General features: G+C 69.8%; 8 protein-coding genes. All 8 read right to left on the bottom strand.

Annotation, left to right across the window (positions count from 1 at the left end):
- Window positions 1-30: 30 nt before the first annotated feature.
- The 8 genes from AC1DU6_RS00655 to AC1DU6_RS00620 all read right to left on the bottom strand — a co-directional run bounded on the left by AC1DU6_RS00655 (window position 31) and on the right by AC1DU6_RS00620 (window position 12,625).
- The gene (locus AC1DU6_RS00655; protein WP_457320621.1) at window positions 31-1,842 is read right to left on the bottom strand and encodes a glycoside hydrolase family 127 protein; all 1,812 of its coding nucleotides are present in this window, start codon (window positions 1,840-1,842) and stop codon (window positions 31-33) included.
- Window positions 1,832-3,949 carry an SUMF1/EgtB/PvdO family nonheme iron enzyme gene (locus AC1DU6_RS00650; protein ID WP_477855848.1) on the bottom strand — a complete coding sequence of 706 codons (2,118 nt, stop codon included), beginning with the start codon at window positions 3,947-3,949 and terminating at the stop codon, window positions 1,832-1,834. Before AC1DU6_RS00650 ends, AC1DU6_RS00655 begins: the two co-directional genes overlap by 11 nt.
- Before the next feature lie 4 nt (window positions 3,950-3,953).
- Window positions 3,954-4,844 (bottom strand): ribokinase, encoded by an 891-nt coding sequence (locus tag AC1DU6_RS00645; protein ID WP_457320617.1) that lies wholly within the window; start codon window positions 4,842-4,844, stop codon window positions 3,954-3,956.
- Window positions 4,841-6,019 (bottom strand): serine hydrolase domain-containing protein, encoded by a 1,179-nt coding sequence (locus AC1DU6_RS00640; protein ID WP_477855847.1) that lies wholly within the window; start codon window positions 6,017-6,019, stop codon window positions 4,841-4,843. The genes AC1DU6_RS00645 and AC1DU6_RS00640 overlap by 4 nt, the downstream gene beginning before the upstream one ends.
- Before the next feature lie 68 nt (window positions 6,020-6,087).
- Window positions 6,088-8,265 carry a TonB-dependent receptor gene (locus AC1DU6_RS00635; protein ID WP_457320613.1) on the bottom strand — a complete coding sequence of 726 codons (2,178 nt, stop codon included), beginning with the start codon at window positions 8,263-8,265 and terminating at the stop codon, window positions 6,088-6,090.
- Between the two features lie 162 nt (window positions 8,266-8,427).
- Window positions 8,428-9,303 (bottom strand): LysR family transcriptional regulator, encoded by an 876-nt coding sequence (locus AC1DU6_RS00630; RefSeq protein ID WP_057297182.1) that lies wholly within the window; start codon window positions 9,301-9,303, stop codon window positions 8,428-8,430.
- 47 nt (window positions 9,304-9,350) lie between these two features.
- Window positions 9,351-11,732 carry a sodium:solute symporter family protein gene (locus AC1DU6_RS00625; protein ID WP_457320612.1) on the bottom strand — a complete coding sequence of 794 codons (2,382 nt, stop codon included), beginning with the start codon at window positions 11,730-11,732 and terminating at the stop codon, window positions 9,351-9,353.
- Window positions 11,729-12,625: an HpcH/HpaI aldolase/citrate lyase family protein gene (locus AC1DU6_RS00620; protein ID WP_477855846.1), complete on the bottom strand. Its 897-nt coding sequence runs from the start codon at window positions 12,623-12,625 to the stop codon at window positions 11,729-11,731. The genes AC1DU6_RS00625 and AC1DU6_RS00620 overlap by 4 nt, the downstream gene beginning before the upstream one ends.
- Window positions 12,626-12,637: the final 12 nt, after the last annotated feature.

The raw sequence follows: 12,637 nt of genomic DNA, 5'->3' as shown, positions 1-12,637 counted from the left end.
CAACCAAGGGCGCTGGCGTTCGCTCAGGCATCACGGAATCTTGGTTGTCGTGGTCACCGGCGCGGTCGACAACCAGGTCAGGCGCCAGGCGCCGTCCTCGCGGCCACCGGCGAGGAAATAGGGCTGGAAGTCCAGCGGCGCGCGGCAGCCCAGACTCATGCGCAGGGTCGGCACTTCGGCGCCGGCCACTTCGCTGACCCAGTGTTCGAGCGGCGCCTCGGGCAGTTGCACAGTCTCGGCGGTCTTGAAGCCGTCGATCAATGGGGTCGAGAAGACGAGGGGGCCTCGCGTCAACGCCACATAGCCCAGATCGAGCACCGTCTGGTGCACGGCGCTGCCGTCGGGCGCGCGCGACTCCTGCACGTTGCGGTTGCGGCGCTCGTGCAGTTCAGCCTTCATCGGCAGGCACAGCCTGACGGTATCGCCGGGCTGCCAGACGCGGTCAATGGCGAGATAGCTTCCCGGCGGGCCGGCAAAGCGCTCGCCGCCGACCTCCGCATGGGCACCCTCGGCCCAGGACGGGCAGCGCAGCTTCAGCGTGAAGCGAGCCGGCGCATCAGGGTCAAGAGTCAGCGCCACGTCGCTTTCGTACGGATAGCCCGTCTCGATGCGCAGGCCCACGCCGCCGACGCGCGCCGTCAGCGGGCCATGCAGATGCACCGTCAGCTCGCCCTCGCCACCGCTGACGGCCAGCGCCGGCAGCTCCTCCAGCGCCATCGCGCCGCTGCTCTTGCAGCAGCGCCAATACGTGGTGTGCACACGCCGCCCATTGGGGAAGCTGTAGTAGCACCAGTCCTCGCCATTGGGCGCGATAGCGCCCAAGAGGTCGTTGTAGGCCGCGCGCTCGATCTCCTCGGCGTAGCGCGCATCACCGCTGAGCAGCAGCAACTCGCGATTGAGCTGGACCCAGGCCAGCGTCGAGCAGGTCTCCACATAGGCCTCGGGCACAAAGCTGCCCGGCGCATTGAAGACCTCGCGCGACCGGTGGGCCACGCCGCCCCAGGGGCCGCCGCCCAGGCTCAGGTGCTTGTCGCGGATGCCGGCCCACAGCGCATGCACGGCAGCCAGCAGCTCGGGCCGGCCGGTGGCACGGTGCAGCTTGGCCAGGCCGACGAGGTTCCACAGCAGCTGGTAGGCCTTGCCGGTGGCGATGTCGGCCGCGTCGGCGCCGGCCAGCGCGCGGCTCAGCAGGGCCAGCGGCGCGTGGCGGTCGGCCTGTTCGAGGATGCGCTCGGCCAGGTCCAGGTAGCGGCGCTCGCCAGTCACGAAGTAAAGCTCGCAAGCCGGGTCCATCAGCACCGTGGCCGACATGCCGTGGTGGTTGCCGAGATCGGTGATGTCGATCTCCGCCAGCGCGCTCGCGCAGAGGTCGCCGATGCGGCGGGCCGCTGCCAGCCAGGCCGGCTCCGCGAAATGGCGGTGCGCTTCGAGCAGCCCCAGGATCAGATAGCTGTGTGTCCAGATGTCCCAGGTGCGCAGGCTCGGCGCGCCGTCCCAGGTCGGCGGCTTGGGTGCCTGCTTGACCATGAAGCGACGTGGCGCGGCATAGGTGCCGAGATAGCCGTCGGCTTCCTGCTGGGCGCAGAGGAAGTCGGCGACGGCGCGCACGTGAGACTCCAGCTCGGCGTCACCGCTACGGGCCGCAGCTCGGGAAGCAGCGACCAGCCATTTGCCGGCATGCTCGCCGTACCAGTCCCCCTCCAGGTTCTTGTCCGCGACGGCGCGCAGGAACAGCGCGATGGCCGGGCTATCGGGCCCGGCGATGAAGCGGTGCAGCCGGCCGCGGCGGCTGGCTTCGACGGCCTCGCCGAGCACGCCGCCGAGCTGGACCTCAGCGCGCATCGACGACACAGCGGAAACCCAGCATGCCCGAGCGGTCCTTGCACGGCGCCATCAGCAGGTATTTGCCGTGCTGGTCGAGCCGGTAGGCCTGCGGAAAGTACCAGTGCGAAGTCTGCGGCTGGTAGCTGCTGCCGCCGCGCAGCACGGCCGCGCGGGTGTGGTTGTCGGCGTATTCATCGGTCCACTGCCAGACATTGCCGACCAGGTCCAGCACGCCAAACGGGCTGGCACCGCGCAGGTGGGTGTCGACGTCGGCGGGCGGGGTCAGCGTGCGACCGGTGTTGGGCGGCGGCACGGCGCTCGCGTCCCAGGCCTCGCCCCAGGGATAGGCGCGGCCGTCGCCGCCTTGGGCGGCGTATTGCCACTCCCATTCATGCGGCAGGCGCTTGCCCGCCCAGGCGGCATAGGCGCGGGCGTCCTCGATGCCGACCCAGGTGACCGGCTTGTTGGCCCAGCCTGCGGGCGGCTCACCGTTCACCCAATGGCGCAGGAAGTTGTGCGCATCCGCCGGTTGATAGCGCGCGGCCAGCACGAAGGCATGGAACTGCGCGTTGGTCACCGGCGTGCGGTCCATGAAGAAGCGCGGCATGTCCATGCGACGGCGATGCTGGCGGCGCGGGCTGTCTTCCCATGGGTATTGCACGTCCAGGCCCGCCCAGGTCTGGCCCTCGACCTCGACGCCGCCGACGGCGAAGTCGAACTCACCGGCAGGGATCTCGACCATGCTCTCAGGTGCCTTTTCGACGCGCGGCGTGGGTGCAATGGCGACGAGCTGCTGCGTCAGCGGCCGCCAGGTCTTGTCGAGAGACTGCAGCGGCGTGCGCGCCAGCTCGGCCATGCGAGCCAGCAAAGACCCGTCCACCGACTCACCAGCCGCAACGGCCAGCAGCGCGCCAAAGCCCCGCGCCTCCAGCGCCACCGAGAAGACCGCCTGAGCACCGTCCACGCGCGGCTGCACCTCGACACCGTTCCACATGTCGAAGTAGCGCGTGCCCTCGGCATGCTCGACGGCGAGCTGCTCGCCATCCACCGCGTACTCGTTGCGGTTCACGATCGTCCACAGCCGCCGCCCATCGAGCGGAAAGCTGCTGGCAAACACACCCGCCTGCAGCGTCGGCGCATAGGGCCGCCAGTCGCCGCTGACCAGCAGCGGTGCCAGCGCGCGGTACAGCGTCGCGATGCGCTTGAGCGTGGCGGCATCCCGGCCGGTGAAGCCGTTCCAGATGCCCCAGACGTTCTCCCAGGCGTTGTAGCCCACGCCATTGAAGAAGCAGTACTGGAAGTCGTTGTTGCGGTCGCGGCTCCAGCGGTTCTCCAGGTTGATCATGTGGCGCGGTTCCAGCCACTTGAACTTGGCGACGACGGGCACGACGTCCTGCGGCACCTTCTTGCCCCAGCTCTGCACATTCCAGATCAGCTGCTCCTCGCAGGAAATCGTCGACTCCGGCTGCAGCACGACGTAGCGCCCGCGCCGCTCGCAGGCGTCGAAGAAAGCCCGCGGCACGCCGTTGTAGGTGTCGCCGTTGATGCCGTCGGCACCGACGGCCTGCACGATGCCGGCGATGGCCTCCCAGTCGCTCTCGGCGTGCTCGCGAGTGCCGTGGTCCCAGGGCTTGGTGGGCAGGAAGACGCGCACGCCGCGGCGGTGGAAGGCGTCCACTGCGCGCTTGAGCCCATTCAGGCCGCCGGGCAGGTCGTGGGCCAGGTCGGTCTGGTTGCGGTCGTCGATGCCGATGTTGGGATAGACGTACCAGATCAGCACGCTGTCCAGGCCACCAAAGCGCTGCTCGAGGTCGTCGAGGTAGCGGTCCACCGTGTACTCGCCCGTGGCCGCGTCGAAGAAGAAGCGGTCCTCGACCATCATCTGCGCGTGCACGAAATTGCGCTGCGCCCATTGCAGCTCGGGGCGGCGGTAGTTGGCGTCGTCATAGCCGATGCGCACCAGGTGCTCGCGCCGCCAGTCGCGCAGGTCGCGCAGCCAGTCGTCGGCGGTGCCGTTGACGTCCATCTGCCAGTGGCCGATCTCGGCGAACGGCCAGCCCGGTGCCTTGCCCGGCGTGGGCAGGTAGCGCTGTGTCGTGACGTGGGAGAACTTGTACTCGGCCATGGATTTATCGGGACTGCAGAAAGGACTCGACCTCGGCACGCGCGGGGATGCTGCCCTGCGCGCCTGGCCGCGTGCAGGCCAGGGCCGCAGCGGCGCAGGCCAAGCGCAGCGCCTCGGGCCAGCGGGCGCCATTCGCCAGCTCGGCCACCAGGGCGCCGCAGAAAGTGTCACCGGCCGCGGTCGTGTCGACAACCTCGACCGTAAAGCCGGGCTGCTCGAACCAGGCCGCGCCGCAGCGTGCCCGCACGCCGCGTGCGCCCAGCGTGACGACGACGCAGGGCACGTCCAGCGAGGCGATGGCCGCGTCGATGTCATGCTGGATGCCGCTGATGGCGGCCAGCTCGCCTTCGTTGACGACGAGCAGGTCCAGCGCACCCAGCAGCGCGCGCGGCAGGGGTTGGGCAGGCGCGCCGTTCAGCGTCACGTTGAGGCCGGCGGCATGGGCGACGCGCGCGCAGGCCGTGACGGTGGCCAGTGGCGTCTCCAGTTGCAGCAGCAGGTGGCTGTAGTGGCTCAGCGGCGGCAGGTGTTCGGGCGCCAGGCCGGCATTGGCGCCGGGCGCGACGGTGATGGCGTTCTCGGCGTCGTCGGACACGCAGATGAAGGCGGTGCCCGTGGCCAGGCCCTCGGGGCGGACGATGTGGGGCGTCACGCCAGCGGCGCGCAGCGAAGCTTCGAGCTCTGCGGCGTAGGCGTCCTGGCCGAGGGCGACGAGCATGTCCGTCGCCACGCCACCGGCGCGCGCGCAGGCCACGGCCTGGTTGGCGCCCTTGCCGCCGGGGAAGGTCTGGAAGCCGCGGCCCAGCACGGTTTCGCCGGGCACCGGGATGCGCGGCGCGCGCACGACGAAATCGAGATTGGCCGAGCCGGCGACCAGGATGGCGGGAGGCTTCATCGCTCGAGGGCCTGGTAGACGAGGTTGTGGAAAGCGGCCGTCGGCCGCGGCGGGTCGGTGGCGACGCCGCGCGGCACATGCTGCATCAGCAGGAGGGCAACGAGGCGCTCGCGCGGGTCGACGGTGAAATAGGTGGTGGCCGCACCCGGCCAGCCGAAGGAGCCCTCGGAACCCAGCCGGCCGCGGCGGGCGACGTCCAGCACCATGGACACGCCCAGGCCAAAGCCCTCGCCGGGGCCGAGGTCGTTGCCGACGTCCAGGTGGCCGACCTGGTTCATGCGCATCAGCGCCACGGTCCTGGGCGACAGCAGCTGGCGGCCGCGCCACCAGCCCTCGTCGAGCAGCATCTGGGCGAAGCGCAGATAGTCATTCGCCGTTGAATAGAGGCCGCCGGCACCGCCGTCGTAGTCGCGCAGCGCCACGCCCGGCGCGTCGGCCGAGCGGGCGTTGGCGAGCACGAGGCGGCCGTCGTCGGTGACGCTCGTGATGTCGGCGACGCGGTAGCGCTGCGCGGCGGGCACCGTAAAGCCGGTATCGCCCATGCCCAGGGGTTCGAACAGGCGTTCACGCAGGAACCGCGCAAAAGGCCGGCCCGACACGACCTCGACGACGCGGCAGAGCACATCGGTGTTGATGCCGTCGTAGCGGAAGCGGCTGCCGGGCTCGACGGCCAGCGGCACGGCGGCGACGCGGCGCGCGAACGTCGCCAGGTCGGGCGCGGCCTGCGGGTCGGCCGCCGCGCCGTCGGTGTCCAAGCCCGAGGTGTGCGTCAGCAGATGACGCAGCGTGACCGGCTTGCGCGGCCTGCTGCCTTCGCGCAGGCGCTGGCCCGCGAACTCGGGCAGGTGGCGCTCGACGGGGTCGTCCAGCGTCAGCCCGCCCTCCTCCATCAGCATCAGCACGGCCACCGACGCGATCGGCTTGGTCATCGAATAGATGCGGAAGATCGCATCCAGGGGCATGGCCTCGCGGCGCGCGAGGTCGCGGTGGCCGTGGGCCTGGTGGTGCAGCACGCAGCCGTCGCGCGCCAGCAGCACGACGGCACCGAGGTGGCCGGGGCCGCGTGCACTGGCGCGCGTGTCGCCTTCGAGGAAAGCGTTCAAGCGCCGCAGGCGCTCGACCGAAAAGCCGGCCGAGGCCGGCGTGCAGGCCGGCAGCGCCGGCTCGGCCCGCACCGGCCAGGCGGCCGCGGCCGCAGCGGCCAGCAGCAGGCGCCGTGTCGGCTCGGGTCGGGAGGCAGGGGTCAGAAGGTCACCGTATGCGTCAACGACACGACGCGGCCGCGGCCCGAGGTGTAGTTGCGGAAGCCCACCACCTGCGACCAGCTCAGCACGTAGAACTTGTTGGTCAGGTTCTCGATGCCCAGCGAACTCTTGCCGCCATGGCCCCAGTCCCAGTTGGCGCTGAAGTCGAACAGCGTGTAGCCCTTGGTGTGCTCCTCGGCGCTGGTGCCGACGTTGAGGTCGCGCGAGCTCAGCTTGGTCGCGCCCAGCGTCACGTCGGCCTGGGGCAGGAAGCGCCAGGTGGCCGAAGCGCCGAGCTTGTCGGGGTTGATGTCGAGCACGCCCATCTGCTTGGTCAGCGGGCCGCCGCTGGTGAACCAGGTCTTGCCTGACGTGTGCGAATACAGCGCCGTGAACTTGAGGTCGCGCGTGGCGCGCAGCTCGCCGGTCAGCTCGTAGCCGCTGATGTTGACGGGCTGGCGCGACAGCAGGAAGTCGTTGGTGACGGGGTCAATGGACAGCGACTGGCCGAAGTCAGACTTGCTCTTGTAGTAGGAGCCGCCGAAGGAGCCCATGGCGCCACGCCAGTTGAAGCCGATCTCGTTGTTCTTCACGATGACGGCCTGCAGGTCCAGGATGCCCGCGACGGACTGGCCGGGGTAGCTGATGTTGCGCAGCGGGATGCCGACATTGGGCAGCGTGAAGCCCTTGCCGCTGGAGACGAAGGCCGACCAGCCGCCGCCGATCTTCCAGACCGCGCCGATATTGGGCAGGTTGGCCTTGTAGTTCAGCTTGCCGCCCTTGACGTCCACGCGGTTGCGGAAATAAGTGGTCTTGTAGTCGGCCACCTCCAGCTCGCCGTCTTCGCGGCGGAAGCCCCCGGAGAGCGTCACGGGACCGATGTCGTAGGACGCCTGGAACCACGGCGCGACGCTGCTGTAGTTCATCGGCGGCACCCACAGGCGATCGGTCAGCGCCAGCCACTGCCTGGCGGTATCGTGCGTCAGGTCGACGCCCCCGCGCACCTCCAGCCCTTCGACGCCGAAGACATCGCCATGGCTGTAGGCATTGCGCAGGCCGTATTTGCGTGTGCGCACCTCGGACTGGTCCACCAGCGTGCCCAGCGGCGCGATCAGCGGGTCCTGGCGGTCGGCACCGTTCTCGGCCGGGTAGCGCATCTTCTGGTCGGCGTAGTAGGCGTCCAGCGACAGCGAGCCGCCCCACAGGTCGTTGTGCTTGTAGGACAGCGTGCTCTGCGAGAAGTCGTTGATCTCGCTGAGGGTGCCGAACAGGCCGGGCCGCTCGGAGGTGTTGGTGGAGCCGGCCGTGCGATCGCCGTCGACGAGGTGGTAGTTTCCCTTGCCCTCGATCTTGAACTTGGAGAACGATGCCTGGATGCGCTGTTCGCGATTGGCGCCGAAGTTGTAGCCGGCCTTGGCGTAGACGTTGTTGGCCGTCGAGTCGGCGACCGAGCCGCTGGTGTTCAGGCCGATGCGGCGGCCATGGCCGTCGTAGGTCATGCCGCGGTCGATGCGCGAGACGCCGCCGATGAAGTCCCAGTCCTCGGCCTTGAAGGCGTAGTTGGCGCCGAGCTTCCAGCCGGCACTGTCATCCTCGAAGGCCGTCGTGTAGCGCGCCGTCAGCGTGACCTCGCTGCCCATCTTGGTGGGCGTCTTGGACAGGTAGTTGATGATGCCGCCCGCAGCGCCGATGCCTTCCGACGCCGACGGGCCGTTGATGACCTCGATGCGGCCGACCAGGCCCATGTCGGTGAAGCTGGCATTGCGCGTGCCCTCGCGCAGCGGCGAGCCCTGGGGCACGCCGTCGAACAGGCGCAGCGCAATGCGGCCGCGCAGGTTCTCGCCGGTGTTGCTCATGGCCTGAGATGACTCCGCATAGCCCGGCACCGTGCGCGACAGCACGGCCGTCATGTCGTCGGTCATGTTCAGCGTGTGGGCGATCTCTTCCTTGGTGATCAGCGTGACGGCACCCGGGATCTTGTCGACGGCCTTGGGCACGCGCGTGCCGGTGACGATGACGCGCTGGAGCTCGCTGCCGTCCGCGTTCGTGTCGGCATCGGCAGCGGCCTGCTGAGCCTGGGCGCCGGCCGCGGCCAGAGTGGCAACGACCGCCAGCGCGATGGCGCGGCGGGGGAAACGGGTGGTGTGGCCCTGGCCGGCCGGTGCTTGTCTCGTCATCTTTGTGCTTTCCATCGATCTGTGGGCGCGCCTTCTGCACTGATGCCGGTGGGCGTGGCGTGGCGGGCGCTGTGGCCGCAGTCTCAGCCAGTGCGTGACAAGCTCACACCCTCGCCACCTATGTTCAAGCCCAAGAATTTGTTGTGTGCCGATGCAGCCGGCTCAGGCCAGGCCGGACACCGCACGCGCTTCGCGCAGAAAGGCCGTGACCAGGCGGTGGCGCACCGTCGCGCGCGACCACACGACGCCGATGCGGCGTGGCTCGCTGGGCAGGGGCAGCGGCAGGCAGACGACATCCAGCCCCTCGGGCCAGGGGCGCAGCCAGTCCGGCACCAGCGACACACCCAGGCCCCGGTCCACCATGACGGCGATGGCGTTGAGCGCATTCAGCTCGAAGCGCTCCTGCGGCACGATGCCGGCGCGCTGCAGGTATTGGTCGGCGACGCGGCCGCCCCATTGCGTGCGGTCGTAGCGCACCAGCGGCTCGCTGGCCAACAGCTCATGCGGGTCGCGGCCGGCCCATTTGCGGGGCGCCAGCACAACGAGCTGCTCCTCGCGCAGCAGCTCCCAGCCACAGGTCTTGGGCAGCGGGAAGGGCGCCTCCAGCACGACGGCCGCATCCAGGTCGCCGGCCTCGACGGCGCGGTAGAGCTCGGGCGAATAGCCGGGCCGGATGAAGACTTTCAGCCTGGGATGCAGCTCGACGAGGCGGGCCAGGATGTCGGGCACCAGGCCGGTCAGCGCATTCGTGCCGGCGCCCAGGCGCAGCTCGCCGGCCGGCGTCTCATCGGTGGCGATGGTGCTCAGGTCGGCCACGCCGCGCAGCAGCTCGCGCGTGCGCTCGAGGATGCGCGAACCCGGCTCGGTGACGTGCACCGAGCGGCCGGCGCGGGCGATCAGCGGCGCGCCGATCTCGCGCTCCAGCGTGCGGATCTGCTGGGCCACCGCCGCCGGCGTGATGTTGAGCACGCGCGCCGCGGCGGCCATCGAACCGTGGTCGACGACGGCCACGAAGGTGTGCAGGAACTGGGTCTCCAACGTGCGTGTCCTGACGCAGCTCTGGGCGGCCGCCTGTGGCTGGGAGGTTACTCCACGGCGTCCTGCCGGTAGATCGTCAGGCCGCGCAGCGAGCGCGTCGGCACCGGGAAGAACAGGCTGGCCAGGTAGCCGACGACGATGCACAGCATGATGGACATGCCGAGATACAGATAGGGGTGCAGCAGCTTGAAGTACCAGGCCACCGTCGTCAGCACGATGGCCGCCGCGACGCCGATGGCCACGCCGGGCGAGTTGGCGCGGCGCGTGAACATGCCCAGCGTGTAGGCGCCCGCGAAGCCACCACCGAGCAGGCCGGCCAGCTCGATGGAAACGTCGAACAGCGAGTGGATGTCATAGCGCGACAGCAGCAGCGCGAAGGCGATGCCCAGCAGGCCGGCGGCCACCGTCATCCACTCCGCGAAGCGCACGCTGCGGGCTGGGTCGGGGTTCTTCACGAGCTTCTCGTAGAAGTCCACCGAAGCCAGCGTCGACACGCTGTTGATGATGCTGGACAGCGTCGCCATCGCCGCGGCAAAGATGCCGGCAATGATGAGGCCGGTCAGGCCCGTGGGCAGCTCAGCGGCAATGAACAGGGGGAAGGTCGCATCGATGCTCAGCAGCGGGTTCATGCGCTCGGGGTGGGCCTTGTAGAAGACGAACAGCGCCGTGCCGATGGTGTAGAAGACGATGCCGCCGGGAATCATGATGGCCGCGAAGGCCCAGATCGAACGGCCGGCCTCCTTGGCGTTGGCGGTGGACAGCGTGCGCTGCATCAGCACCTGGTCCTTGGGAAAGGTCAGCACCACATCGAACAGCACCAGGAAGAGGAAGCCCCAGACCGTGGCCTTGCTGAGGTCGAAACTGAAGTCGAACACGCGGGTCTTGTTCTCGGCCGCTGCCGTGCGCATGAACTCGGCCATGCCGCCGTCCAGCGACCAGACGATGAAGGCGATGGCGAACAGGGCGCCGCCCATCTTGACGACGAGCTGCACGACGTCGGTCCACACCACCGCCTTCATGCCGCCCAGCGCCGTGTAGCAGATGGTGAACAGCCCCATCATCAGGATGCTCCAGGTCACCGGGACGCCGGTGATGGTGGCGATGGCCAGCGACGGCAGGTAGAGGATGACGCTCATGCGGCTGCCGAGCTGGGTCAGCATGAACAGGCCGCTGGCCAGCATGCGGATGGCGGGGTGGAAGCGCGTCTCCAGGTAGGAGAACACGCTCATCAGGTCCAGCCGGCGCAGCAGCGGCACGATCCACACCGCGACGAACATCAGGCCGAGCACGGCGATGAGGTTGTTCGTCATGTACTGCCAGTTGGTCTCGAAGGCCTTGGCGGGGATGGCGATGTAGCTGATGGAGCTCGTGTTGGCCGCGTAGAGGCTGACGCCCGCGGCCCAGAACGGGATCTTGCGGCCACCGACGAAGAACTCGGTCGTCGACTGGCGTTTCTCGCGCAGATAGAAGTACAGGCCCATGCCGAGCATGGCGGCGAGGTAGACGACGATGACGATCCAGTCCAGCGGCTTGAGCAGCAGCTTGCCGGACTCGACCTCCAGCGTCGCTGCCTTGCCGGTGCCGTCCAGCCACAGCCAGCCGTCTTGCCAGGGCAACGCCTGGGTGATGCCGCTCAAGGAGCTGTCCGGCAGCTCGGCCCAGGACTGGGTGATGGTCTGCCAGCTCATCAGCCGCGGCGCGCCACCGGCCAGGGGCTGGATGACGAAGAGGCTGTGCGCCTGGCCCGTTGCGCGCACCCAGGGGCCAGCCAGGCGCCCGGGCAGCAAGCCGCGCGCCTCCCAGCCGGCCTCAAGCGTCCAGCGCCACAGGCTGTCGGGCGCCGCGGGTGTAGCGCCCTCCTCCACGACGAAGACGGCGCGCGTCTGCGCGAACATGGCGCGCGCTGGGCTGGCGCCAGGCCGGGCGGCATGGATCTGCCAGCGCGCATCGGCGGCTTGCAGGGGCAGTTGCAGCAGCACCGGGCGACCCTGGCCGTCCAGGCCGGTCAGCCACAGCTCGTCGGCCGCCAATGCCACGCGAGCCGCGCGCAAGGGCGTTGGCAGCGCCGGCAAGGCTTGCGGCACCAGGCGCTGCTGCTGCAGCGTCAGCCGGGCCACGCCGGTGGTCTGGCCTTCTGTGCCCAGCAGCAGCACGGACTGGCCTGCCGCCGTCGCCGCGCCCAGTACCGGTTGCGTCCAGGCCTGCGGCCTCCAGCGTGCCGCGTCCACGTCCAGCAGCCAGGCGCCATCACCGCTGAAGGCGACCGCGCGGCCATCGACGGCGGCCAGCACCAGGGCGGTCGCAGGCAAGGCTGGCAGCGCCGAGCGGCGCAGGTTGACGAGGCTGTCGGCGCGCGCCGCGCCGGCCAGCAGGGCGAGCAGCAGCAACACGAAGAACGGCCGGCCCCAGGCCAGGAATCGGTCGGTCAAGGGGTCACTCCGCGGGAAGCTTGCAGCAGATGGCGCGCACGCTGGACAAAAGGAGCATCGATCATGCGGCCATCCAGCACGACGACGCCACGACCCTCGGCCGCGGCCTGGCCGGCCGCGGCGACGACGCGTTCGGCCCAGGCCAGCTCATCGGGGCTGGCACCGAAGACCTCGTTGGCCAGCGCGACCTGGCGCGGATGGACGCAGCTCTTGCCGGCAAAGCCCAGGCGCCGCGCCATCTGAGCCTCGGCGCGAAAGCCGTCGAGGTCGGCGATGTCCGGGTAGGCGCCGTCATAGGCCGGCACGCCGGCAGCGGCCGCCGCCATGCGCAGCGCGTGCAGCGTGGCATGCACATTGGCGCCGTCGTGACGGGCGATGCCCAGGGGTTCATAGAGATCGGCCAGGCCGAGTTGCAGGCCGGTGACGCGTGGATGGGCGGCGCCGATGTCGGCGGCACGCGCCAAAGCGGTGGCGCTTTCGATGTTGACGAGCAGGCCGACCGGCGTGGCCCGGTTCGCGGCAGCCTCCAGGTCGCCGAGCAGCTTGGCGGCATGCAGCACGTCGGCGGCCGACTCGGCCTTGGGCAGGTTGATCCAGTCCAGGCCCGGCTGCATCAGCGCACGCAGGTCGTCCTCGAACCAGGGCGTGCCCGGCGCGTTGACGCGCACGATGACGAGAGGCCGTTGCCGCAGGGCCGCGGCGCGCGCCAGGGCCGCAGCGACGTCGGCGCGCGCACGCTGCTTGGCCTCGGGCAGCACGGCATCTTCCAGGTCGAAGGAGAGGGCATCGGCCGCGCCACTCAAGGCCTTGTCGAACAGCTCCGGGCGCGCGCCGGGCACGAAGAGCTTGCTGCGAAAGCCGCGCGAGGAGGCGGCGGAAGGGGGGCTGAACATGGCCGGCAGTGT

It is taken from the genome of Roseateles sp. P5_B10, assembly GCF_056400485.1.
This window is presented reverse-complemented; position numbering and strand designations above follow the sequence as displayed.

Coding starts and splice junctions, on each gene's coding strand:
- AC1DU6_RS00655 (WP_457320621.1), bottom strand. CDS start 1,842: ATGCGCGCTGAGGTCCAGCTCGGCGGCGTGCTCGGCGAGGCCGTCGAA.
- AC1DU6_RS00650 (WP_477855848.1), bottom strand. CDS start 3,949: ATGGCCGAGTACAAGTTCTCCCACGTCACGACACAGCGCTACCTGCCC.
- AC1DU6_RS00645 (WP_457320617.1), bottom strand. CDS start 4,844: ATGAAGCCTCCCGCCATCCTGGTCGCCGGCTCGGCCAATCTCGATTTC.
- AC1DU6_RS00635 (WP_457320613.1), bottom strand. CDS start 8,265: ATGACGAGACAAGCACCGGCCGGCCAGGGCCACACCACCCGTTTCCCC.
- AC1DU6_RS00620 (WP_477855846.1), bottom strand. CDS start 12,625: ATGTTCAGCCCCCCTTCCGCCGCCTCCTCGCGCGGCTTTCGCAGCAAG.